We start from the raw sequence: 23,360 nt of genomic DNA, 5'->3' as shown, positions 1-23,360 counted from the left end.
CCCGTTTCGAGCTACACGGGCGCCCATGGATGAGAAGGCGCTGAAACAGCTCCTGGGCAGCGTGAAGTCCGGCCGCGTCTCCGTGGACGACGCGGTGGGCAAGTTGAAGGACCTGCCCTTCGCGGAGCTGGGGTACGCGACGCTCGACACGCACCGCAATCTGCGCTTCGGCTTCCCGGAGGTGGTGCTGGGTGAGCCCAAGACGGTGGAGCAGCTGCTGGGCATCGTCGGGGCGTTGGTGGAGCGCAAGCAGACGGTGCTGGTGACGCGGCTCCAGCCGGACAAGGCGGAGGCGCTGGTGGCGCGCTTCCCCAAGGGCGAGTACCACCCGGTGGCGCGCATCTTCCATCTCAAGCAGGGCAAGGTGCGCGCGGGCCGCGTGGCCGTGGTGACGGCGGGCACCAGCGACATCCCCGTGGCGGAAGAGGCGGCCACGACGGCCGAGGCCATGGGTGCGGAGGTCCGGCGCGTCTATGACGTGGGCGTGGCGGGCATCCACCGGCTGCTGCGGCGCCGCGAGGAAATCCAGGAGTGCCACGCCGCCGTGGTGGTGGCGGGCATGGAGGGCGCGTTGGCCAGCGCGCTGGGCGGACTGGTGGGCATTCCCGTGGTCGCGGTGCCCACGTCGGTGGGCTACGGCGCCAACTTCAAGGGCGTGTCCGCGCTGCTGGCCATGGTGAACTCGTGCGCCTCCAACGTGGCCACGGTGAACATCGACAACGGCTTCGGCGGTGGCTTCTACGCCGCCCTCATCTCCCGCACGAAGGGACGCAGGTGAGCACCATGCGACGCATCCTCTACCTGGAGCCGGTGGGTGGCATCGCCGGGGACATGTTCCTGGCGGCGGGCCTGGACCTGGGCATTGCTCCGGCCGAGTTGGAGCGCGCGCTGTCGGGCCTGCGCGTCCCGGGATGGAAGCTGGCGGTGAGCCGCGCGGTGCGCCACGCCATCAGCGGCACGCACCTGGACGTCGTGCTGGATGAGCGCGAGGCCCATCCGCACCGCGCCTACGCGGACATCCGGCGCCTCATCGAGGAGGCGGACACGCTGCCCCCGCGCGCGAAGGAGCGGGCGCTGGCGGTGTTCCGCGCCATCGGCGAGGCGGAGGCGAAGGTCCACGGCGTGTCCATCGACGACATCCACTTCCATGAAGTGGGCGCGGTGGACTCCATCGTCGACATCTGTGGTGCGGCGGTGGTGCTGGAGCTGCTGGGCAACCCGGAGGTCCATGCGGCGCCGCCGCCGTTGGGCAGCGGCACCATCCGCGTGGCCCATGGCGCCATGCCCATTCCCGTCCCCGCGACGCTGGAGTTGCTGCGTGACGTGCCCGTGCGCTTCGAGGGCGTGGGTGAGCTGACGACGCCCACGGGCGCGGCGCTGCTCAAGGTGCTGGCGCACATCGGCCATCCGCCGGACTTCATCGTGGAGAAGGTGGGCTACGGCGTCGGAACGAAGGACTTCAAGGACCGGCCCAACGTGCTGCGCGCGTCGCTGGGCCGGCTGGAGCAGGCCGGCAATGAAGGGCTCTGGGTGGTGGAGGCCAACCTGGATGACGCCACGCCGCAGCTGCTGGGGCACCTGCTGGAGCGGTTGCTTGCGGTGGGCGCGCTGGACGCGTGGGTGACGCCGGTGGTGATGAAGAAGAGCCGGCCGGGGCACCTGCTGAGCGCGCTGGTGGAGGGCGGTGCGCGCGAAGCCATCGTGGACGTGGTGCTGCGCGAGTCCACCACGCTGGGCGTGCGCTACCACCGCGTGGAGCGTCAGGCGCTGGAGCGTGACTGGGTGGAGGTGGAGACGCCGTGGGGCAAGGTCCGCGTGAAGCGCGGGCTGCGCCAGGGCGCGGTGCTCAACGCCCACCCGGAGTTCGAGGACTGCCGCCAGGTGGCGGAGGCCGCGGGCGTCCCCGTGAAGCAGGTGATGGCCGCGGCGGTGGCGGCGCTCGGCTCGAAGGACTGAGCGCCGCGGACTCCATCTCCGAGGGCTTCGCGGACAGCTTCGTCAGGGGGCGATGAAGTCCCGGGCGCGGGCGCCCTGACCGCGGTGGCTACGCCGGCAATCGCACCTGGATGCGGGTGCCGCCCTGTTCGGCGCGCACGCACAGGTCGCCACCATGGCGCTCGACGATGCGCCGGCAGACGTCCAGGCCCATGCCCGCCGCATGGGGCTTCGTGCTGAAGAAGGGCTCGAAGATGCGGGGCAGCAAGTCCTTGGGAATGCCCGGCCCGTCGTCGGAGACTTCCACCACCACGTGCGCGGCATCCTTCCAGGTGCGCAGCCGCACGCGGCCTCCGCGCTCGCCCAGGGCTTCCAGCGCATTGAGCACCAGCTGCGTCCACAGCTCGTCGAGCGCGACGCCTTCCGCCTTCAGTCGGGGCAGGCGCGGGTCGTACTCACGCTCCACCGTGAGGTTCTCTCCGCGCAGCCGGTGGCCCAGCACCGCCAGCGCGCGCTCCAGGCCTTCGTGGACCTCCACGTCCTCACGCGGCACCGGGTCCATGAAGGCATAGGCCTTCACGCCTTCGACCAGTGCGGACACGCGCGCCGTTCCTCGCGCCACCTCCGCCATGAGCACGTCACAGCTCACCGCCACCACCAGCCACGCGAGCACGTCGCCCAGCAGCGCCCCGCCCACGCGCGTCGCCACTGACTCCAGCCACGAGACGTCCAGGCCGGAGGCCACCAACGCGGGCGCCGCTTCCCACGCATCCGCCACGCCGCGCGCCTCCAACCAGGAGCCCAGCGCTTCCTCGCGCTCGGCGCGGGCCAGGGGCTCCAGCGGCGGAGAGGACCGCCCGCGTTCCGCCGCTTCCCGAGGCAGCGCCAGCAGGACGCTGCGCTGGGGCAGGGACAAGCCGTGGTCGCCCAGGGCCATGGCGCGCGCGGACACCGTGGCCATCAGCTCGCCCAGCCGCGCCGCGCTCCGCCGGGCCGCCGCGGCGGGGCTGCCCAGTTCGGCGCCCAGTTCGGCCGCCATGCGTCCCACGGGGAGCAGCTCCACCTGGGGACGGACGTCTTGCGCCTGCTGCTGGGAGCGCTGCGAGGCCAGCTCCATCAGCCCCCGGCTGAGTCCGGGCGCCAGCCGCAGCAGCTCCCAGAAGGTGGCCGGCTCCATTCGGAACAGGCGCACGTCCGTCACCGCGTCGCCGCTGTGGGGGTAGGGCGCGTTCAGGAAGAGGATGAGTTCGCCGAAGAGGTCGCCGGCCTCCAGCGTGAACGTGGGCACGCTCTCCGTGCCGGTGCGGCGGCTCCACTGCGTGTGGCCCTCCATGATGACGGACAGGCCATCCGCGGCGGCGCCTTGCTCTGCGATACGAGTGCCAGCGGGGAAGTGGAGTTGACGGCCATGGTCCGCCATCCAGCGGAGCTGTTCTCCGGTGAGCTGGGCGAACAGCGGAACCTGGCGCAACGCCGCGACGATGTCGTCACTTCCCATACGCCGGGATGCTGCCTGTCCCCGCCAGGGAGTCCATCGGATTCGGCGGGGCCCCGCGCTATCGCAAGGGTTGCCGCGTCAATGTCTGAGCAAAGGCGTCGTTCCGCTGCCCGGCCACGCACACCGGCAACCCCTCCAGCATCCCGCAGCGCGCGCCCGCCCGGAGGAAGGCGCCCACCTGCTGACGCACCACGACGTACACCGTGTCCCCGTCCACGCCGCCAGGGCGCATGGTGGCGTTGCACTCCTCCGCAATCGACGGTGGGGTCCGGGTGACGTAGCCGCTGTTGAAGGTGAGGCCCAGCCGGTAGGCCATGTACCCCGTCGCGTTGACCAGCGGCTCGTTGTAGGGGCACACCCACTGCACCTGCGGCGGGAAGAGGGCCAGGTGTTGGTAGTGGCCCTTCAGCTCCGCCCACTCCGGGGCCTGGAGCCGACGGAAGCCTTCCGGTCGTCGGCGCAGCTCGCTCTTGTCCTGGCGCACGTCGTAGGCCTGCACGGCGACCACCAGCGCGAGCACCGCCGTCCCCACCCACGCCCGCTCGCGCCACTGCCGCAGCCACAGGAGGAGGGCGCCGCCCATCACCGCGTAGCACAGCGGCCAGATGAAGCGCCCGGACGCGCGGAACGCGGACGTCAGCCGCGAGAAGGGCTCGTACAGCCCGCCCAGGTCCACCACCAGCCGGCCCGTCCACGTCACCCGGGACGACAGCGCGTAGACGGCCAGCAGCAGCACCGCCACCGCGAAGGGCAGTCCCCGCCGCCAGGGCAGGTCCCGCAGGGAACGGAAGCGAAGCGCCGCGCCCACGACGGAGAGCACCACGAGCAGCAGCGCCCCCGCGCCCACATAGCCGAAGCCTTCGCCCTGCCGCCGCGCCACGGGCAGCGAGGGCAGCAGCCGCGACCAGTCCGTGGGATTGAACAGCGTGGTCAGGTCGGCGGAGAACTGGCCGAAGCCCTCCGCGCCCAGGTTGCTGCCGACGAAGTAGCCGAAGAGGGCGAAGATGAGCACGTCCAGCACGACGATGCCCACCGAGGCCAGCAGCGCGCGCCCCCAGCTGATGACGCGGCCCAGGGCGAGTCGAACGGTCAGCGCCATGGCCAGCGGCGCGAGCATGGCCACCAGGTACGGATGTGTGCCCGCGCCCACGGCGTTCAACGCGGCGGCCCACAGGAGGCTCCGCTTCGCCGCGTGGGCGTCCGGTGTGTCGCGCAGGTGCAGCCACATCATGGCCACCAGCAGCCAGTGCGAGCACAGCGTCAGATGCCCCAGTCGCGCCGCCATGGGTGGAGCCAGGGCCAGGAGCAGACCGCCCAGCAACTGGTGCGTGGGGCGGGACGAAACGACGGACACCAGCTTCGCGCCGAACCAGCCCATGAGCGCGAAACCCAGCGCCAGCCAGAGGCCGTGATACTGGAAGTCAGCGGGCAGCAGCGCGTTGAAGGGCTTGAACAGCACCGCCAGCAGGGGATTTCCGTCCGTGAGCGCCACGGAGGTGCCATGCGGATGGAGCTGGTTGGGCGAGCTCGTGAGCGGCAGGCCCCATGGGGCGTTGCGGTAGAACAGCCAGCCGAAGCCGGAGGCCGCCCAGTCCTCGCGTATCATCCAGTCGATGCGCGTGGGCGGAATCGCCCGGCCACCGCCGAGCCAGAGGAACCACGCCAATCCCCCCAGCGCGGCGCCCCAGGGCGCCCATCGGCTCGCGGGTGAAGGAGAAGGCGCAACGGAAGGGGCGGGCGGAGTCGGGGCGAGCGCCGGTGAAGCGGATTCCCTCGACGCCGGTGGACTCGGGATCGTCATGGCGGCCTTGGTGGAGGCCGGCACTGTAGGACCGCGCTTCCCGCACGGGCAAGCACCGTCCCGGGATGCGCGCTTCCAGCCAGCCTAGAGGTGGCAAGGCGTGACGCTGTCGTTGTTCCCGATGAGGCGCTCCTCCGGCGGCCCGGTGTACACGTCGTCCGCGAGCATCGTGGCCCGGCACGAGGGGAGCCGGGGATTTTCCGTGACGATGAACGCGTCGCGCACGCGCGCGAGTGCGTCCAGGTTCAGCGCCGTCATCGCCGGATTCTTCCGCAGCTCCAAGGTGCCCACGGTGTGGAGCGAGCCCAGGGTCCCCAGGTTCTCCAGCGCGTCGTTGCCCGTGACGTACAGCCCGTCCATCCACGTCACCTGCTGGAAGCCAGACAGGTCGGTCAGCAGTGGGTTGCGGGTGACGAACAGGGCGCCTCCCATGCTCTGGAGCTCCGGCAGGTCCGTCGCGCGCAGCAGCCGTGGGTTCTCCGCCAGGATGACGTCCCCCTGCACCCGGAGCAGTGATGGCATCGGGCCCACCTGCTCCAGCAGCGCGTTGCCCGCCACGGCGAGCGCGCCTGTCTCGGAGAGGGCATCGAAGCGGAGGTCCAAGAGCCGGGCGTTGTTCATCACGATGATGCGGTCCTTCACCACCGTCAGGTGTTCCAGCCCGGTGAGGTGCGTGAGGGCGTTGTTGCTGGAGAGGTCGAGCACACCGCCGACTCTCGTCAAAGGTCCCAGCCCCTCCAGGGACTGAAGCATCGGGTTGTCCGAAATCGTGACGCTCCCTCCCACCTCCTTCAGACGGGACACCGGCAGCTTCTCCAGCGCGGCGTTCTTGTGGACGGTGAGCGTGCCCGCCAGCACCTGGACGTGGGGGAACGTGTCGGGGCTCCACAGCACGCCGGTGTTCCACACGGTGAGGTCGAAGTAGGGCGCCACGGCGGCCACGCCGCTCAGGGAGGACAAGGCGGGGAGCGTGTAGAGCGTCAGGCTGTCGACGCGAACGGCTGGAAGCGCCTCCGGCGTCTGCGGTCCGACGCGCACCTCGTTGAGCGGGTTGCTGCCGCGGATGCTCAACGTTCCCCCCACGTAGCGAAGCCCAGACAGCTCCACCCGCGTCAGCGCCGGGTTGTCGTGGATGGACAGCGGACCTTCCACCGACACGAGGCCGGGCAGCACCACCGTCGTGACGTCCGTGTGCTCGATGGCGAGCTCACCGCGAATGATGGAGAAGGACTTCAACGCCTCCAGGTCGGCCGCGTTCTCCACCGCGTACGTCCCGTCATGGGTCGCCGACAGCTGGCACACGTAGCTGCCCGCGAGGACTTCGGCGTCGTCGAGCACCGTGTTCTGGTTGGTGTCCACGCCCGCCTCCACCAAGGCGCCTCCGGTGGTGCAGTTCGGGCCCTCGGGCTCTGGCCGCTGGCGCAGCAGCGTCACGGCGGGGTCCGCGCAGAAGCGGGCGGCCGCCCGGAGCTCATGCTCATCGAGCACGCCGTTCTCATTGAGGTCCACGCCGGCCTCCAAGAGCGCGTTGTCGTACCGGCAGACCATGGGGTGGGTCATCAACGGCCTGACGCGGGCGAGGACCGGCGCCGACTCCATGCAGCCGTGGACCTCGCGAGTCACCTCGTCATCCGAAAGGATGCCGTCTGCATCCAGGTCCATCCCCGCCCGCGTGAGCTGTCCACCCAGCGCACAGGGCTCGCCGGGTGGAAGCTGTCGTGTGCGCACCAAGATGCCCGGCGAGGGCGTGACGCAGATGTACTCGGTGCCCGTCACCTCGTCGTCGTCGAGCACGCCGTCATCGTCAAGGTCCAGCCCCGAGAGGACGGCCTTCCCTCCGCGCTCGCAGTTGGGGCCGGAGGGCTCGTTGGCCACCCGGGTGCGCGCCTCGTGCTGCTCGACGAGCCGGCGCAGGTCGATGCCGTCACACCCGGCGACCAGGACCATCGCCCACGTCCACATCCATCGCATCTCGAAGACCCTTTCGGAGCGTCACTCACCGCAGGTGGCGGTGTCGTCGTTGCCGCTGATGTGGAGCTCCCCGGCGGCGCCCGTGTACACGGCCGCCGCGAGCGACGTCGCGAGGCATGACGGAAGTTCGAGGTTGTCCGTGACGTCAAAGGCCTGGTCGACCTGGTGCAGCCCGGTCAGGCCCAGCCGGGTGAGGCTCGCGTTGCCCACTACGCGCAAGGACTGGAGCGTACCCAGGGCGCTCAGGTCCGTCAGGTTCGTCAACGCGGGGTTCCCCTTCACGGTCAGCGTGGTCAGTTGACGCACCTTCGTGAGGCCGGAGATTCTCCGTAGGGATGCGTTGTCGCTGATGTCGAGCGCGCCGCCGATGGTCCAGGGGTTGAGGCCTTCCAGGGACACCAGGGCGTTGTTTCCCATGATGTCGACGCCTCCGCCGACGTGGACGAGATTCGAGAAGGGAAGCGCTCGCAGTGAGTCGTTTCCGGAGACGGTGAGCGAGCCCATGAGGTTGTCGACGCTGACGAGCGGCGTCTCCTCGGAGGGATTGAACGTCAGGGCCGCGTTGTCCATCAGTATCAGGTCCACCCGGGGCGACACGCTCAGGAGTCCCTTCATGCTGCGGAGTTGGTCATTGTTGCTCACGAGGACCCTCCGTCCCACGAACAGCCGATGAACATCGGCGCCGCCCACCTGCAGCACGTTCAGCACTGGATTGGCCGTCACATCGACGTCGTCGCCCACGAAGCGCAGACCTGGCAGCTCCACCTCGGTCAGCAGTTGGTTGTTCCAAAGGCGCACGGTGTGGTCCACCACCGACAGGCCCGGCAGGCGCAGCTCGGTGAGGGACGTGTCGTCAATCAGGAGCGAGCCCTGGATGCGGGAGATGCGCTGGAGCGCCGCGAGGTCCGCGGGCGTCCGCACGGTGTAGTGGCCGTGGATGGTGTGCAAGGCCTCGCAAACGAAGGCGGTCCTGTGGACCTCGGGGCCTGTGAGCATGCCATCGTCATTCGAATCCACACCTATCTGGATGCCGGTGCCACCGTGAGGGCACGTCGTACCGGCGCGCTCGGGCACCTGAACGAACATGAGCAGCGTCGGGTCCACACAGACGCTCTCCATGGCGCGGACCTCGTCGTCGTCCAGCAGACCATTCCCGTTCGCGTCAGGACCGGCCTCCACCCACGTGCGGCCCCAGCCGCAGAGCCACGGGGGGACATGGTCCACCGGAGGCTGATGCCGGGCGCGGTGAAGCAAGCTGCCGGAGGCCGGTTCGGCGCAGCCGTACACCTCACGGGTGATCTCGCCGTCCTCCAGGATGTCGTTGCTGTTCACATCCTGGCCCGCCCGCGACACGTGGCCCCCGTGAGGGCACTGCTCGCCAGGGGGCACGTCCTGCATGTGGACCAGCACCCCGGGCGTGGGCGTGGTGCAGACGTACTCGGTGCTCGTCACTTCGGTGTCGTCGAGCACCCCGTTGTCGTTCAGGTCCAGTCCCGCGAGAAAGGCCCGGCCGCCGAGCGGACAGTGGTCGCCAGCCGGCTCCGTGTCCACCCGCGTGCGTGCCTCATGCTGCGTGACGAGCTTGCGCAGGTCGATGCCGTCACAGCCCGCCGCCAGCAGCACCACCGCCATCCAGGTCCATCGCATGGGTGCTTCTCTCTTCCTCGTGACGGGGGCTGCCGCCGGGAGGCCTTCAATCGCAGGGGGTTGAGCTGTCGTTGCCGCGAATCTCCGGCGCGCCGCCCATGTTGACCCGTGCGGCGAGCGACACGGCCAGGCAGGTGGGGAGCCGGGGGTTCTCCGTGACGGTGAAGATGCTGGTGACGCTCTCCAGGGCATTCAGGTCCAGGCGCAGCAGGTTCTCATTGGAGAGCACATACAGTTCCTCCACCGATTGGAGGAGGGCGAGGTCCGACAGGTCGGTGAGGCTCGCGTTGTTCTCCAAGGTCAGCACCTTCAGCGAGAGCAGCCGGTCGAACCCCATCAGCCGGGAGAGTTGTGGGTTGTTGCCGATGAACAGGAAACCGCTGTGCTGCACGTTCTGGAGCCCCCACAGGTCCTTCAACACGGCGTTGGCATTGAACCGCATGCCGGAGGTGACGCGCGCCAGCTTGGGGAACTCCCCCGCGGCTTCCAGCGCCGGGTTGCGCTCGAATTCGAGCGTGCCCACCTGGGTGAGTTCGTCCATGCCTTGGACCGAGCGCAGATTGGCGTTGTCCCGTACGCGGAGGCCACCGCCAATGGATGTCAGCGCGGGCATGCCAGACAACGCGGTCAGGATTGGGTTGTCCTCGATGACCAGGTCTCCCACGACCTTTTGCAACACCGTTCCGCTCAGGTTGCTCAGCGAAGCATTCCCGATGATGCTCAGGGAGCCGCCCACCCATTCGAGGTTCCGGAAGGGAAGGGTGGAGAGCTTCGCGTTGCCTTCCAGGGTGATGTTGCCGGAGTGTGCGGAGACGTACGTGAAGTAACCCTCTTCCAGGGCAGCGTTGTCTCTCAAGAGGATGTTGCTGCTGGGTTGGGCCCCGGTCATCCCCGCGAGCGTGCGAAGCAAGGGATTGGACACCAGGCTGAAATCTCCCCAGACCCAGAGCAGGGAGCGGCTGCCGTTGCCCAGGGTCAGCGTGGTCAGCGCGGAGTTCCTGGCGACCAGGAGCGGGCCTCCCACGAGGCGCAGCGAGGGCATCTCCACGTGTTCGAGCGACGTGTCGATGAGCTCCAGTGTGCCTTCGACCATCATCAAGTCGGGGAGGCGGGCCTCCGTGACGGACCCGGAGTCGAAGTAGAGGCTGCCGCGGACGCGGGAGATGCCCTCCAGCGCCACGAGGTCCACCGCGTTGCGCACGCGGTAGGTGCCATCCAGCGTGTGCAGGGGCTGGCACACGAACATGGACGACATCACCTCTTCGTCCTCGAACAGGCCGTCCGCGTCCGTGTCGGTGCCCACGTCCACCTGGGTGCTGGGCGTGGGGCACGCGGCGCCAGCCGGAGCCGGAGACTGGCGCAGCCGGACCTCGGAGGGAATCACGCAGAGGTTGGATGTCGCCCGGACCTCCGAGTCGTCCAACACGCCGTTGCCGTCCTGGTCCTGCCCGGCCTCGACTACGGCGCCATGCTCGCCGCAGGGGAAGACGAACGGCTCCCGGGCCCGCACGCGGGTGACCACGGCCTCCGAGCTGGCGCAGCCGTAGACCTCGCGAGTGACCTCGCTGTCCTCCAGCTCGTCATTGCCATTCGAGTCCTGGCCCGCGCGGTACACCCTGCCGCCCTCGGTGCAGTTCTCACCTGGGGGCTCGTCCTGCACGCGCATCAGCACGCCGGGGATGGAGGTGACACACGCGTACTGGGTGACGGTCACTTCGCCGTCGTCGAGCACGCCGTTGTCGTTCAGGTCCAGGCCCGTGCGGACGAAATGGCCACCGTGGACGCAGTTGGCGCCCGCGGGCTCGGGCACCAGCCGGGTGAGTGGCGGGTGCTGCCGGACGAGCCGCTCCAACTCGATGCCGTCACACCCCGTGACGAGCACGAGCATCGCTATCCACGTGCGTTTCATGAGCAGGTCCCTCAGCGTCGCAGCGCCAGTTCGAAGCCGAACGCGCGGTCCCAGTAATTGCGCTGGTCCAGGGTGACGCGGTCGTAGGTGAGCGTGGCCGCCAGACGCAGCCGCACGCCCGCCAGCGCTCCCGTCACCCCCGCGGCGGTGTACGTGGAGAGCACGGTGGGGTCGCCCATGCGCACCTGTCCGCGAGTGATTCCCAGAAAGCCCCAGCCCGCTCCCGCCTCCAGGAACAGCGGCACGCGCAGGTATGCCGGTGCCTGTGCGCCCAGGAGCCCCAGCAGCGCACCCCGGTGGGTGCGGATGTCGTCGGTGGCCAGGGGCGTCAGGCCATAGGTGGCACGCGCGCCGTAGTAGAGCGAAGGCAGGGGGGCCTCGCGCCGCCACGTCACGGTGGGGCCGGTGGCCAGCGTGCTCAAGCCGAGCGGTGCCTGCTGTCCCGTCCAGCCCAGGTCCCAGCCCACCGTGGCGTCGGACTGTCGCGCCATGAACCGCGGAAAGGCGCCGCCCGCGCTCGGAGGAAACGCCTGGGACAGGCCCACGGGCGCGAGCCCAGAGGCCGCCACGTAGCGCTCGTAGAAGTCCTTGTCGAGCGGCACCGCGAACAAGCCCTTGCGCAGGGCCTCCTCGGCGGGGCCGCGCTCCTGGAGCTCTCGGTCGCCCAGGTCGATGATGCCGCTGGTGGACAGCTCGGCCAGGGTGATGCGGGCCTCCTGCGTGGGCGTGCGAATCCAATACACGTCGCGCTCGGGCAGGCGCAGCAGCACGTATTGTTCCTTGGAGCGGCGCACGTCGGCCAGCCTCCGTCCGTCCGAGTCCTCGACGGAGATGCGCGAGTGCTCGAGCCCGGAGGGCAGCGGAAGGCTAGGGCCCTTCGGCGCGGGGCCCACCAGCGGACGCCGGGGCTCGCGGGTGGGGGCGAAGGCGTGGAGGGACAGGCGCGAGGGAAGGCCCTTCACGCCCTGGAGCGACGCGGTGACGAAGGCGCCCAGCTCGCTGTACTCCACCTTGCCGTCGCCGTTGATGTCCGCGGCGCCCATGAGGCCAGAGCGTGCCACGTGGCTGAAGACACCGGCGCGGATGCGGGACCACTCGTGCGTCTCGCCGTCCTCGCTCTCCGCGAACACGGCGCCCACGGTGGGCCGGGTGGCGAGCTGCTCGCGGGCCAGCATGCCGCGCAGCTCCGCGAGCACCGCCGCGTCTGTCTGACCGCCCCGGCTGCCCACGACGCCTGACGCGCGGCACGCGTCCACGATGAGGTGGACGTAGCTGGCGCCGAGCGGGTCCACCACGTCCGCGTAAAGGCTTGCTTTATCCAGACGTCCACTCGCGAGGGTGAAGTACGCGCGTCCGGCTTCGTCCGTGTTGCCGTGGCCGACGTAGACGAGCAGCACGTCTGTCTGGCGTCCCAATTCGTGGTCCACCAGGTTGGCCGCGCGCAGACGGGCGACCTCGCGCTTCACCTCGTCTGGCGTTGGGGGCCGGGCGCCCGCGAGCACCGGCCGGGCCGTGGCGCGGGTCGCCTCGTCCGGGTCCACCAGCAGCGTTGTCTCCACGCCCAGGCGTTGAAGCGTCTCCGCCCACAGCACGCCGTCATCGTCCGCGAAACGCAGCGACGGGAGCGACGGGTCGTCGCTCCCGTTATGGGCAATGACCAGGGCGCGGCGAACCACGGCTTCGGCCGAGGCACCACGGGCCAGCAGCAGTGCCGCGGCGCCGAGGAGCACTCCCAGTTTTTTCATGGAGCTTCCTCTACCCTCACTGACTGCTTGAGCACCACCGTGCCCTCTGTCTGTTCACCGCGCAGGGTCGCCAGGGACTCGGCCGGGCTGCCTGCGAAGACGGCGACGACTTCGACGGTGCCCGCCGTCTCCGGCATGGGCACGGTCAGCTCGAGGGGGGCTTCCTTGCCCAAGCCTCCGGACAGGGCGAAGGGACCGGCCGTCACCTCCGCTTTCTTGGCGCCGCGGACCTGGACCGCGACGTGAGTGAAAGGCGCATGTCCACCGGCGGCGAAGGCCAGCATGGCACCGGCGCGGCAGGCACCTCCGGCGTGCAGCTCGCGCAGGGCCTGGCCCGGGGTGGCGCAGAAGATTCGCAGGGCGACGCCGGGCGGCGCGGTGCCTTCGCCGCGGGCGACGAACTCGCCGGGCGTCGTCGTGGCGGTGGGGACAAGCACCACCGCGAGGAAGACAGCGGCCAGCGCGCCGCCGAGCAGGGCCAGGGAGGGCCACCGGGACGGAGCCTGTTCCGGCGCGGCCGCGGCGAGGGCGGCCTCCAGTCCTCCGAGTGACAATGCTTGGAGTTCCACGGAGGAGGGGGCGTGGATGTCATTGCCCTCCAGGGCGCGGTGGGCCTGGGCCCAGCGCTCGTAGCGGGTGCCGCAGCGCTGGCAGGCGTGAGCGTGGCGCAGCAGGCGAGCGGACTGGTGGGAGGACAGGTCTCCCAGCGACCACCGGGTCAGGCTGGCGTCGATATGTCTCTCGTACCACCTCATGAGGGCATGCTCCCTATTGCGCACAGGGCGAGCGAGGCCAGGAGGACTCCCAGCTCCATCCGCCCGGGCTCGGCCGATGCGTCCAGCCAGCCCGAGTCCTTCAAATGCTCGGTGAACTGCGTCCGCATCCGCCGCTCGCGCACCCGGACTTCGCCTCGGGTGAGCTGGAGTTGCTGGGCGGCGGATTCCTGCGAAAGTCCTTCCACGAAACGCAGCTGCGCCAGGGCGCGGCCTTCGTCCGTGAGTGTGTCGAGGAAGGCGCGGACCAGGTCGCGCACTTCGGTGCTGAGGGCCTCTTCTTCTGGCGTCCGGCCCTCGGTGGGCAGGTGTGTCAGCTCGGGCGCGTCGTCCATGGGGACGGCCTCGCGGGACACGCGTCCCGATGCGCGCATCAGGTCGATGGCCGTCGAGCGCGCCACCGTGAGGAGGAAGCCCAGGTAGGGGCGAACCCCGTCGTAGGCCTGCCGCATGTTGGGCCGGAAGGCCCGGACGAACGTCTCTTGATGGGCGGCGTCCAAATCCAGCGCGGACAACGCGGCGGTCCGCGTCCCCCCGTCCGTGCCCACCGCGAACTTTCGCGAGAGGTAGCGGAGCACCTCCGGCGAATAGGTCCGGTACACCTGCGTGAGGACGGACGTCTCCCCCCGGCGGAAAGCCTCCAAGACGGACCGGTCGTTTCCAGGCAGCACGGTAGCTCCGTCCCTCGTCGCGAGCCGGCTCGAGCCCAATGCCCGGCCGTCCGTCATCCCTTCAAAATGGGATACGGAACGGGGTCGCAAAATGGGTCGCGCCTAATAACGCATGGGGCGCATTTTCATTGTGGGTCCGTTTGACGATTCGCACCCGGGACCGGGAGGGGCCATGTGGGGTGCAGGGTTACCCATGCGTGGCGGAGGCGGTCGAGCAGCCGAAGATGGTCGGATGGGTTTAGTCCCTGGGCTGACGCCGGGGTGGAGGACCACCAGGCGGAGTTGAAGAGACAGACGGCGGTGTTGGCCTGAAGCAATGACAGGGCGTCGCTGCTCTGCTCGAACAGGGCCAGGAGCTGGCGCTCAAGAGGAACCAGTGAGGTGTCCGGACCGAGGTAGCCGGGGCCGTACCAGGCCTCCGTGAATCGCACGGGGCCTTGGATGTGCTGATTAAAGGTGGCCAGCTCCTCGGCGGGGACCCACAGCTCCTGGTGGAGACTGTTGCCCACGGTTCGCACGGGAAAGCGTGAGGCGTAGTCCGCCCCCCACGTCGAAGGCCGTGACGAAGCCCGCGTGCCCGGAGCCCGCGTCCGGCGTATTCCAGTCCCGGGCAATCTGCCGTGCGTACTCGGCGTTCATCACCGGGTAGAAGATGGGCTGGTCGGGCAGTCGGGGCGGGGAACGCCGAGCATCCACTGACGAGGATGAGCTCCGCCTCCTTGAGGCCGACTGGGCGGTATCGCGTGCGGGTGTTCGGCATGGGCCGCTCTCATTCGGGTGGCCTGCAAGGCTTCAAGGGGTGTGGATCTGGCACTGAGCAGCGAGCGAGCTGACAGGCAAGGGGACCACCGGAGGCCTGATGGTCGGCAGCATGCGAGGCCACTGGTGGGTTGTGCCACTGGAGGACATCCAACGATGCCAAAGGTGACCATCGAAGTGCCGGAAGGATTCGAGGACAGCGTCAAGGCGCTGGAGGAGACGCTGAAGCGCGCCCACCGAGGGGTGGAGGGAGCGAGCAGAGGGGACCTGGCCGCGTTCGACGCCGCATGGCAGGAGGTGAATGCCGGAGCGGAACAAACGGAGCGGTTGATGAAGCGGAGGTTGCTTCGAGGGCTCGACCTCGACGCGGCGCGAGTCCTCATCGAAGGCCAGTCCTACGTGCGAGTCGGACGGTACCCGGCAACGTACAAGACGCGGCAAGGGCCCGTCGAAATAGAGAGAAGCCTCTACCGGCGGGTGGGCGAGCGCAATGGCCCCACGGTGGACACCGTCAGCGTCCAAGCCGGGTGCGTGGCTGACGGCTGGTTACCGGAGGCGGCGGTGCCCATGGCGTACCTGCTGGCGCGAGGCACTTCGCGGGAGGCAGAAGCGACGGCGCGTCAGGTGGGTGTGCTGCCGTATTGCCGAGCCTCCTTCGAGCGGGTGGGGCATGCGGTGGGAGCGCTGTATGGCGGCCAGCGGCCTCGGGTGGAGGCTGCGCTGGCCCGGGAGCTGAGAGTGCCCCGAGGCACTCGCGGCGTGAGCGCCAGCATGGACAGGGTGGCCGTGCCGATGGAGGAGCCGAAGCGGCGGCCAGTGGGCCACCCTCGCAAGGGCGCCCCCACGCGCCCGGTGGACGTCGTCTGGCGCATGGCCTACGCGGCCTGCCTCACCTTCCACGACGCCCACGGCGAAGCGCTGGGCACCCTGCGCTACGGGCGGATGCCGCGGGGCGAGGCCCGCGAGGTGACCGAGCGCCTGGCCCGCGACGTCCAGGCCCTGGTTTCCAGACGGCGCGGCCTGTCCGTCGTCGTCCTCACCGATGGCGCTCCTGAGTTGCACGCCCTGCTGGACGAGGCGCTGGCCACCCACGCCCCCGCGGCCAAGAAGCCGGCGCGCTTGGTGGACTTCTGGCACCTGATGGAGAAGCTTGGGAGTGCGGCGCGCGTGGTGGCTGGGGAGGAGAAGGCCTCCGCGCTGCGTGAGAAGTGGAAGCTGTCCCTGCTCAACACGCCCGGAGCGTCGTGGACCATTGCCATGACGTTGCACGCCAGCGGCAAGCGGCATGTCGTCCTCGGTGACTGCCAGCCGGTGCACGAGGCCCTCACCTACCTGGAGAACCACGGCGAGCGAATGCACTATGCCGAGGCACGCGCACGGGGACTTCCCATTGGCAGCGGCAACGTGGAGGCCACCTGCAAGTCTCTCGTCTCCCTGCGCATGAAGCGCCCCGGCGCCCGCTGGAAGGAGGCGTCCGGCCAGCACATCCTGGACTTGCGCGCCCTGGTGCTCTCCGAACGGTGGGACGCAGCCATGCACCTCACGCTTGCACCGCAGAGGGCCGAGGTGCGGCGCGCAGCTTGATCAGGATGGGAGCCACACCCTCAAGAAGAAGCTTGAGATGAGTCCTTCGTTTCAGGGAATGATGAGAGACCTTTGGCGATAGGGAGAGGCTTAACGTGCTTCATGAGGCATATTACCTGATTCGACCCCAGGAGTCGCTTTATGTGCGTGTGCGTGATTTGGGGGTTGGTGATGTTGAATGGCTATTGGAGCCACAATTGTGGCGCAAGGGAGAGCCGGATCGTTCGCCGTGGAACCGCGACGAGCATTTGGCGCAGGTGAAGCTTCTCTTCTTGGCTTGGCTTCAGTCTGAGTATGGTGCTCAGGAGGAGTATGTTCAGCTGTTTGGTGCTACTTCCGTTAGTTTGGATTGTTTTGATGAGTGGTGGTCTGTTGAGCGTTTTTATTTTCCCGAGCGGGTTGAGGTTATTGAGCGCCAACTTTTGCCAGAGGCCGTTCGCGCCATTCGGCGAACAGGGATTGCGAATGTTGATGCTTGGATTGATGGGCTCCTGGGACCTAGGGAGTTGAAAGACTAAGCGATGGGGAGTGAGCCCCGCGTGACTTGGAGTGCATGCAGGGGCCGAGAGGACGGGAAAGTGGCAGGAACCCGCTCCGTTCGGCCTCGTGTGTGCAAGAATCGGAGCAGGAAGCGTGCCTTGCCTCGGGAAATGCGTAAGCGTCCGGCCAACGACGTGCTGAGGGGCGTTGAGTGGGGAGTCGCCGCCATGGACCCTGGCGCATATGTCGAAGCCGGTGGAGAAGCACGAGTGGTTCCGGGTCGCCGAAGCATTTGAGGCGAGCGGGCTGACGCAGAAGGAGTTCTCCGCGCAGCGAGGAGTGCGGCTGAGCACGCTTCAGTCGTGGGTGTACCGGCGTCGGCGTCAGCAGGCCGAGAAGGGCGAGGCGATGCGCTTGCTGCCTGTGGAAGTCGCGACGACGCCCCCGGCAACGGAGTCGATGTTGGAGGTGGTGGTGGCCAGCGGAGCGCGCCTGCGATTCTCCTTGGGCACCGACGTGGACTATGTGGCCCACCTCGTCGCGGCGCTGGGGCGGTGAGGCGGTGTTCGCGCTGCCTGCGTCGGTGCGCGTAGTGTTGGCCACGGAGCCGGTGGACATGCGCAAGTCCATCGATGGCCTCATGGCGCTGGTGCGCACAGCCTGGGGCGAGGACGTCTACTCGGGGCACCTCTTCGCCTTCGTGTCGCGGAGAGGAGACCGCATCAAGGTACTGACGTGGAGCCGGGGCGGCTTCGTGCTGCTGTACAAACGGCTGGAGACGGGGCGCTTCCGGCTGCCGCCGGTGGACGCGGGCGCGCAGGTGGTGCACCTGGACGCCACGCAGTTGGCGATGCTGCTGGACGGCATCGACGTGGCCCAGGTGAGGCGCCAGCCCGCCTGGACGCCTCCCGGGCGGACTGGCACGTGACGGCTCCAGCCCGGGACGCGGCTCAGCGGCGGCGTGTTGAGGCCGGGTGCCGCGAGAGCTTCCTCAAGACCACTTCTGCCCCTGGCGCGAGGAGGCGGAGGAACTCAAGGCCGAGGTGAGCCGCATTGGCGGGGAGGTGGACGCGCTCAAGGGGCAGCTGGCAGCCCTGCAGCGTCACGTCTTCAGCAGGCGGGCGGAGAAACTGCCGACGGTGGCCGCCGAGCTGCGAGGGGACGCGGATTCGACGGCGGCTCGGGCCGAGGCCGCGAAGCAGAAGCGCCGGGAGAGGGCCACTCGGAAAGCCGAGGAGGCGCCCGCGCGGGAGATTCGCCACGCGGTACCCTCCGAGGAGCGCCAGTGCCCGGCGTGCGGCGGCGATGAATTGAAGCCGCTGGGCCAGGGACGCACCTCGGTGGTGTACGAGTACGTGCCGGCGCGCTTCGAGAGGCAGGTGCACGTGCAGGAAGTGCTGGCGTGCGCGTGCGGCCGGGGCGTCGTCACGGCTCCGCCTCCGGCGAGGGTGGTGGACAGGGGCGAGTACGGCCCCGGCTTCATTGCCCACGTGGTGACGTCGAAGTGCGCCGATGCCATGCCCTTGCACCGGCTCGCTCAACGAGTCGAACGCGGTGGCATCCCCATGAGTCGCAGCACGCTGACGGACCTCTTCCATCAGGCCGCCTCGGTGCTTCTGCCTCTCTCCCGTCACCTGCTGCAATGCATTGCGTCCGCGGACGTGGTGTGGGCGGACGAGACGCCGCTGCGGGTGCTGGACGTGAAGAAGACGCGCCTGGGCTACCTCTGGACCTTCCTCACCCAGAACGACGAAGGCCAGTGGCTCATCGGCTACCGCTTCAGCATGGGCCGGGCTAGCAAAACGCCCAAGGAAGTCCTGGGCGGTACCCCAGGCGCGCTCGTGGTGGACGCGTACACCGGCTACAACGCGGTGACGCTGCCAAAGGGCCGGGTACGTGTCGGCTGCTGGGCCCATTGCCGCCGCCGATTCTTCGATGCGCTGGCAACCGCCCCCGAGGCGCGAGAGGCACTGGCCTTCATCCTCGAGCTCTACCGCGTGGAGGCGCAGGCACGTGAGGCGGACGTGGTGCGCACCGCCGTCCACCGGGAGCTGCGCCAACTGCACAGCGCCCCCGTCCTCGCGCAACTGCGTACCTGGCTGGAGGCGCAGGCCCCGCACCACCCGCCCAAGAGTCCGCTGGGCCAGGCCATTTCCTACGCGGTGAAGCAGTGGGAGGCCCTCACTCGCTTCGTCGAGAATGAGCGACTTCCTCTCGACAACAACCGCGCGGAATCGGCGCTGCGGAAGGCTGCCCTGGGCCGGAAGAATTTCCTCTTCGTCGGCCACGAGGCCGCGGGCGAAAACCTCGCGGGCCTCTACGCCCTGGTGGCCACCTGCGAGGCCAACCAAGTCAATCCCGAGGAGTACCTCGCGGACGTCATGCTGCGTGTGCAGTCGCACCCCAACTCGCGCATCAGTGAGCTGCTGCCTCACGAGTGGAAGCGGAGACGCGCCGCCGACCCGCCCGATTCCCCCCTCCAGCCCAGCCTCTGAACAGCTCGCTCCTTGCGGCGCTCGCCGACCACGGTCCTCGTCCATCTGCAACCGCTCGCGCCACGTCACTGACCGGACGGTTACGAAACTGTCGCCTTCGATGACGAGGACGTGGGCGTGGTGGAGGAGCCGGTCCATGGCGGCGCTGGCCATGAGTGGGTCGCCAAAGAGGGGCGGCCACTCTTCGATGGAGCGGTTGGAGGTGATGACGGTGCTGCGGCGCTCGTAGCGCTGGCGGACCACCTCGTAGAGGTCCATCGGCTCGTCCTGAGTCAGGCCGCGCAGGCCGAGGTCATCGATGATGAGCAAGTCGGGAGAGGTGAAGCGCAAGAGGCGCTTGTCGTAGCTGCCTTCGCCGCGTGCGGCGCGCAGTTGCATGAGCATTTCGTGGGCGCCGACGTAGAGGGCGCTGAAGCCCGCGCGGCAGGCGCGGTGGCCGAGGGCCTGGGCCAGGTGGGACTTGCCGACGCCGGTGGGGCCGACGATGAGGACGTTGTCGTGGCGCTCCAGGAAGGCGCAGGTGCCCAATTCCAGCACCTTGGCCTTGGGGACGCTGGCGTTGAAGTGGAAGTCGAAGTCCTCGAGGGTGCGGGCGTACTCGAAGGAGGCACGGCGCACGCGCTGGGAGAGTTGCTTGGAGTCGCGACGTTCCACCTCGTCGCCCAGCAGGCGGTAGAGGAATTCGGAGTGGGAGAGGTTGTCGTCCACGGCCTGCTGGGTGCGCACTTGGAGGGACTGGAGGGCGCCGGACAGGCGCAGCTTCTTGAGTATGGGAATCAACTCGTCAGTGGGACTCAATTTCAGACTCCTGGGGCACGGCGGGGTGGTGAAGCAGCTCGGCCACGCTGCGTGCGAAACGCGGCTGAGGCAGGGAGGACGTCGCCGGGGCGGCGAGTGCCAGGGGCAGCGGCTGCAAGTCGAGGCCTTGGCGCAGAAGATTCTTGAGGCCGCCGTAGGAGTCGCACTACTGCGTCAGGGGTAGGCCGAAGGGGGAGTGTGCGGCGGAGGGCTGGGCGGGTAGGCTCTCATTGCATCGGCCGCCATCCGCCCCACTCATGAAGCAGGTATGGACTCCTTCATGAACGCCGCCGCGGTGCAGCGGCTTGAGAGGTATTTCCAGCAAATCGGCGAGGTCCTCGGCGAGGAGAGTCGGCGCGGCTCGTTCGCCCTCTACGCGATGGGCCTGCTGGGGGATGGGGAGCGCAAGAGCGTGGAGCCCATCGCCGCCCGCGCGTGTCCGAACCCCGAGCGGATGGATGCCATGCACCAGCGGTTGTTGCACTTCGCCGTGGACTCGAGGTGGAGCGACCGGGACGTGTGGCGCGAGGCGTCGAGGTACGCGCTGGAGGCGATGACGCGGCGGGAGTCGGTGGAAGCGTGGATTGTGGACGACACGGGCTTTCTCAAGCAGGGCAAGCACTCGGTGGGCGTCCAGCGGCAGTACACCGGCTCGGCGGGGAAGGTGGCCAACTGCCAGATTGGCGTCAGCCTCAGCGTGGCCACTCGTACCGAGCACCTACCCGTCGACTTCGAGTTGTACCTCCCCGATTGCTGGGCCAACGACGAGGTGCGCCGCCGCGAGGCCCGCATCCCCGCCGAGGTTGCCTTCCAAACCAAGCCCCAACTGGCGCTGCGAATGATTGAGCGGGCCGTGGAGGACGGGGTGCCTCCGGGCGTCCTCTTGGCGGACAGCGCCTACGGCAACTCCAGCGGCTTCCGTGCGCGACTTCGCGCACTGGGCTTGCATTACGCAGTCGCGGTGTCTGCGCAGACGACCGTCCGCCTCCTGGATGCGAAGGGCCGTCCCCGAAAGGACGCGCGAAGTGTTTCGGACCTGGCCTGGCGCATTCATGAACGAGGCGGCTTCCGACGGTGCACCTGGCGCCAGGGCACGCAAGACGCCTTGTCGGCACGATTTGCCCTGCGCCGCGTCGTCGCCGCGGGCGTCCCCCAGCGAGAGCAGGAGCCCCTGGCGTTGCTCCTCGAGTGGCGAGACGGTGAGCCCGAGCCCGCAAACTACTTTCTGATATCCCTGCCACATGGCCGGACGAAGAGGCAGTTCATCCGTCTGGTGATGCAGCGATGGAGAACCGAACGCGTCTACGAAGACCTCAAGGGGGAGCTGGGGCTGGACCATTACGAAGGCCGCCGCTTCCCTGGCTGGCATCACCATGTCTCCGTCGCGCTGTGTTGCTACGCCTTCCTCGTGTCGGAACGCACGCGGCGTTTTCCCCCCTCGGCCCGAAGGGCGGCTGAATCCCACGCGCAGCCACTCTCGGCCTGAACGCCACTTCCACGACAGCTTCATCACCGTACGGCTTGCGATGGCGCGGGTGATTGCCACCTGGTTGCCGCGATGCCCCACCTGCCACCGCACGAACCTGGGTCGCGCCTCACGTCGCCTGTCAGGCCTCCCGGTCAACCCCTCGGGCCCCTGACGCAGTAGTGTTAATTGCGAGGCGACCGCCAGCGACCGCTGGAAGGGCTATGAATCGTCCCTCCCAGTCCCCTTTGATGTCCGCCAGCCAGATGCAACCGAGCAGCGTGCGCCCCTGTGTCGCACACCGCCGCTGGCACCGCTCCATCCATGCCGCGCTGCACAGCCAGGGACCATAGTAAATGGTTGTCTGCACCGTCCCTCCGGCCGGACTCGGCACTGCTGGGCCTACCCACTTCGCCGAGGGCTTCACGCCTACGGGGCCGACTGTGGCCGAACCGCAGCCAACGACAGCGAGCAGAAGGGGCACGCTGGCAGCACACGGAAGGTAACGATGACTCCTCACTCCAAATGGAATATTGAAGACAATCACGAGCCATAATTCTCTTGCGTAAGGCTTTTGGCTCGATTGCCTGGGGAGAGCGAATGCTGCTTGTCAAATCGCAGAAGTTGAAGAAGTTCAAAGACCGGATCGGCTACGAACAGGTCGTCTTCAGCCCGGACCCGGACGTGGGCGTGGTGGCGGACTGGGACGGCGTGAAGGAGTTCCTCCCCACGCAGGAGGCGGGCTGGAAAGCCTTCTCGGAGGATGTCTACGTCCTGGCCGGCGGCCTGGTCATGCGCAAGTGGAGCTTCCGCCGGGGCACGGCTACCTTCATTCTCAAGGTTCACGTCTCCAGTAGCGGGGCCCAAGTCGCGCGAGAGCGCTTCCTGTCTGGCGTGTCCACCACCTCCATGGCGAAGATTCCCTATGTCCGGGGGCCGGCTTGGTTGGGGGAACTCTCCGTGCAGATGCCCGGCACGCCGCTGCAGACCGTGTTCTGGGTCTTCCACAACGTGTTCGTGGAACTGCGGGATACTAGCGGCATTTCGGTGGAGCCCATGGCTCGGTTGCTCCAAGGCTTCATGGAGCGGCACGTTCAGAAGGGCGTGTCCCAGCGCCTGCCGCGCATCGACAAGGTGACGGTGTCGAAGAGCAAGCTCCACGTGGACGAGGAGGTGGAGCTCCAAGTCCACCTCAAGCAGTCCCAGCCATCGCAAGAACTGCGCATCGAGTTCCTGGCCAACCCAGAGGAACTGGGCTTGATGAAGCAGTCCGCTACGGCCTTCTCGTATCAGGCACTTCGGCCGGGAACGAGCACCGTGGAGGCCTCTCTGTGCGACCTGAAGTTCCTTCTGATGTCACAGGCACAGGTTCAGGTAGACATTCAGCCGAAGAGGTAGGCGGCGTGCTCCGCCTCGCGTCGTCAACGCGTTGAAGCAGTGGGAGGAGCGTCCGAACGCAGTCAAGGCGTGGTAGCTCCAGGATGAGTTTCTGACTGCAAGGCCCCGTACGCCATGAGCATTCCATCCCATCTCGTGAGTACTGCGAGCCTGATCAGCAGAGCATTCCCGAATGGAATCACAGAGGCCAGCTACCTGCCGCTCCTGGCAGTGCTGTACCCGCATATGGCCGATGAGCATCTTGTGGAGGTCGTGAGTCAACTCACGGGACTCGATCGTGGCGTCGTTCTGAATGACGTCTATGCGGCAGGCGCAGGTGTTGGCCTGGCTCCCGATTCAGTTGCCGCCGTTCGTGCCCGGCTTGTTTCTGCCGGGCTGGGCAAATGGGGCCTGGAAGACTGAACAGCTTTGAGTTGGCAGGCCGGGACGCT

General features: G+C 68.3%; 18 protein-coding genes and 1 pseudogene. 10 read left to right on the top strand and 9 right to left on the bottom strand.

Features of this window, described 5'->3' with window-relative positions; all coding sequences use genetic code 11:
- Positions 1–25: 25 nt before the first annotated feature.
- Both larB and larC read left to right on the top strand, forming a co-directional pair.
- Positions 26–778 carry a nickel pincer cofactor biosynthesis protein LarB gene (larB, locus tag BHS09_RS34405; protein WP_090488050.1) on the top strand — a complete coding sequence of 251 codons (753 nt, stop codon included), beginning with the start codon at positions 26–28 and terminating at the stop codon, positions 776–778.
- Between the two features lie 5 nt (positions 779–783).
- Positions 784–1,956: a nickel pincer cofactor biosynthesis protein LarC gene (gene larC, locus BHS09_RS34400; protein WP_174259377.1), complete on the top strand. Its 1,173-nt coding sequence runs from the start codon at positions 784–786 to the stop codon at positions 1,954–1,956.
- A gap of 88 nt (positions 1,957–2,044) precedes the next feature.
- On the opposite strand, the gene BHS09_RS34395 is transcribed toward larC, so the two are convergent.
- The 8 genes from BHS09_RS34395 to BHS09_RS34360 all read right to left on the bottom strand — a co-directional run bounded on the left by BHS09_RS34395 (position 2,045) and on the right by BHS09_RS34360 (position 13,950).
- A complete protein-coding gene (locus BHS09_RS34395; RefSeq protein WP_140795596.1) occupies positions 2,045–3,433 on the bottom strand; it encodes an ATP-binding protein in 1,389 nt (462 codons plus the stop codon).
- A gap of 58 nt (positions 3,434–3,491) precedes the next feature.
- Positions 3,492–5,099, bottom strand: coding sequence for a DUF6311 domain-containing protein (locus BHS09_RS34390; RefSeq protein WP_237080007.1), 1,608 nt, complete (start codon positions 5,097–5,099; stop codon positions 3,492–3,494).
- 219 nt (positions 5,100–5,318) lie between these two features.
- Positions 5,319–7,196, bottom strand: a complete 1,878-nt coding sequence (locus tag BHS09_RS34385) for a DUF7151 family protein (protein ID WP_237080006.1) — start codon at positions 7,194–7,196, stop codon at positions 5,319–5,321.
- A gap of 30 nt (positions 7,197–7,226) precedes the next feature.
- Positions 7,227–8,852, bottom strand: coding sequence for a DUF7151 family protein (locus BHS09_RS34380; protein ID WP_140800162.1), 1,626 nt, complete (start codon positions 8,850–8,852; stop codon positions 7,227–7,229).
- Positions 8,853–8,898: 46 nt separating this feature from the next.
- Complete coding sequence (locus BHS09_RS34375) at positions 8,899–10,761, bottom strand: DUF7151 family protein (RefSeq protein ID WP_237080005.1); 1,863 nt, start codon at positions 10,759–10,761, stop codon at positions 8,899–8,901.
- Positions 10,762–10,772: 11 nt separating this feature from the next.
- Positions 10,773–12,506 carry a caspase family protein gene (locus tag BHS09_RS34370; RefSeq protein WP_140800161.1) on the bottom strand — a complete coding sequence of 578 codons (1,734 nt, stop codon included), beginning with the start codon at positions 12,504–12,506 and terminating at the stop codon, positions 10,773–10,775.
- Entirely contained in the window at positions 12,503–13,261 is a 759-nt protein-coding gene (locus BHS09_RS34365; protein ID WP_174258975.1) for a hypothetical protein, read from the bottom strand. Before BHS09_RS34365 ends, BHS09_RS34370 begins: the two co-directional genes overlap by 4 nt.
- The gene (locus BHS09_RS34360; RefSeq protein WP_174258974.1) at positions 13,258–13,950 is read right to left on the bottom strand and encodes an RNA polymerase sigma factor; all 693 of its coding nucleotides are present in this window, start codon (positions 13,948–13,950) and stop codon (positions 13,258–13,260) included. Before BHS09_RS34360 ends, BHS09_RS34365 begins: the two co-directional genes overlap by 4 nt.
- Before the next feature lie 915 nt (positions 13,951–14,865).
- Here BHS09_RS34360 and BHS09_RS34350 point away from each other — a divergent pair.
- The 5 genes from BHS09_RS34350 to tnpC all read left to right on the top strand — a co-directional run bounded on the left by BHS09_RS34350 (position 14,866) and on the right by tnpC (position 19,268).
- Positions 14,866–16,293, top strand: coding sequence for an ISKra4 family transposase (locus BHS09_RS34350; RefSeq protein ID WP_140801119.1), 1,428 nt, complete (start codon positions 14,866–14,868; stop codon positions 16,291–16,293).
- Between the two features lie 95 nt (positions 16,294–16,388).
- Positions 16,389–16,811, top strand: a complete 423-nt coding sequence (locus BHS09_RS34345; protein ID WP_140795587.1) for a hypothetical protein — start codon at positions 16,389–16,391, stop codon at positions 16,809–16,811.
- A 205-nt stretch (positions 16,812–17,016) separates the two neighbouring features.
- Complete coding sequence (gene tnpA / locus BHS09_RS34340) at positions 17,017–17,331, top strand: IS66 family insertion sequence element accessory protein TnpA (protein WP_140795586.1); 315 nt, start codon at positions 17,017–17,019, stop codon at positions 17,329–17,331.
- Positions 17,297–17,701: an IS66 family insertion sequence element accessory protein TnpB gene (gene tnpB / locus BHS09_RS34335; RefSeq protein WP_140795585.1), complete on the top strand. Its 405-nt coding sequence runs from the start codon at positions 17,297–17,299 to the stop codon at positions 17,699–17,701. The genes tnpA and tnpB overlap by 35 nt, the downstream gene beginning before the upstream one ends.
- 46 nt (positions 17,702–17,747) lie before the next feature.
- Positions 17,748–19,268 (top strand): IS66 family transposase, encoded by a 1,521-nt coding sequence (gene tnpC, locus BHS09_RS34330; protein ID WP_140800160.1) that lies wholly within the window; start codon positions 17,748–17,750, stop codon positions 19,266–19,268.
- A gap of 144 nt (positions 19,269–19,412) precedes the next feature.
- Here the strand turns inward: tnpC and istB are convergent.
- Positions 19,413–19,976 (bottom strand): annotated as a pseudogene (istB, locus tag BHS09_RS34325) (IS21-like element helper ATPase IstB); the annotation flags it as partial.
- Between the two features lie 370 nt (positions 19,977–20,346).
- Here istB and BHS09_RS34320 point away from each other — a divergent pair.
- From BHS09_RS34320 to BHS09_RS34305, 3 genes are all read left to right on the top strand, one after another.
- On the top strand, positions 20,347–21,552 hold the full coding sequence (locus BHS09_RS34320; protein WP_140800833.1) for an IS701 family transposase: 1,206 nt from the start codon (positions 20,347–20,349) through the stop codon (positions 21,550–21,552).
- 579 nt (positions 21,553–22,131) lie between these two features.
- Positions 22,132–22,929 carry a hypothetical protein gene (locus BHS09_RS34310; RefSeq protein WP_140800159.1) on the top strand — a complete coding sequence of 266 codons (798 nt, stop codon included), beginning with the start codon at positions 22,132–22,134 and terminating at the stop codon, positions 22,927–22,929.
- A 114-nt stretch (positions 22,930–23,043) separates the two neighbouring features.
- Entirely contained in the window at positions 23,044–23,331 is a 288-nt protein-coding gene (locus tag BHS09_RS34305; protein WP_140800158.1) for a DUF3349 domain-containing protein, read from the top strand.
- Positions 23,332–23,360: the final 29 nt, after the last annotated feature.

The sequence above is a fragment of the Myxococcus xanthus genome (genome assembly GCF_006402735.1).
Lineage (GTDB): Bacteria > Myxococcota > Myxococcia > Myxococcales > Myxococcaceae > Myxococcus > Myxococcus xanthus_A.
Note: the sequence above shows the minus strand (reverse complement) of the source record. Positions and strands in the feature narration are given on the sequence as shown.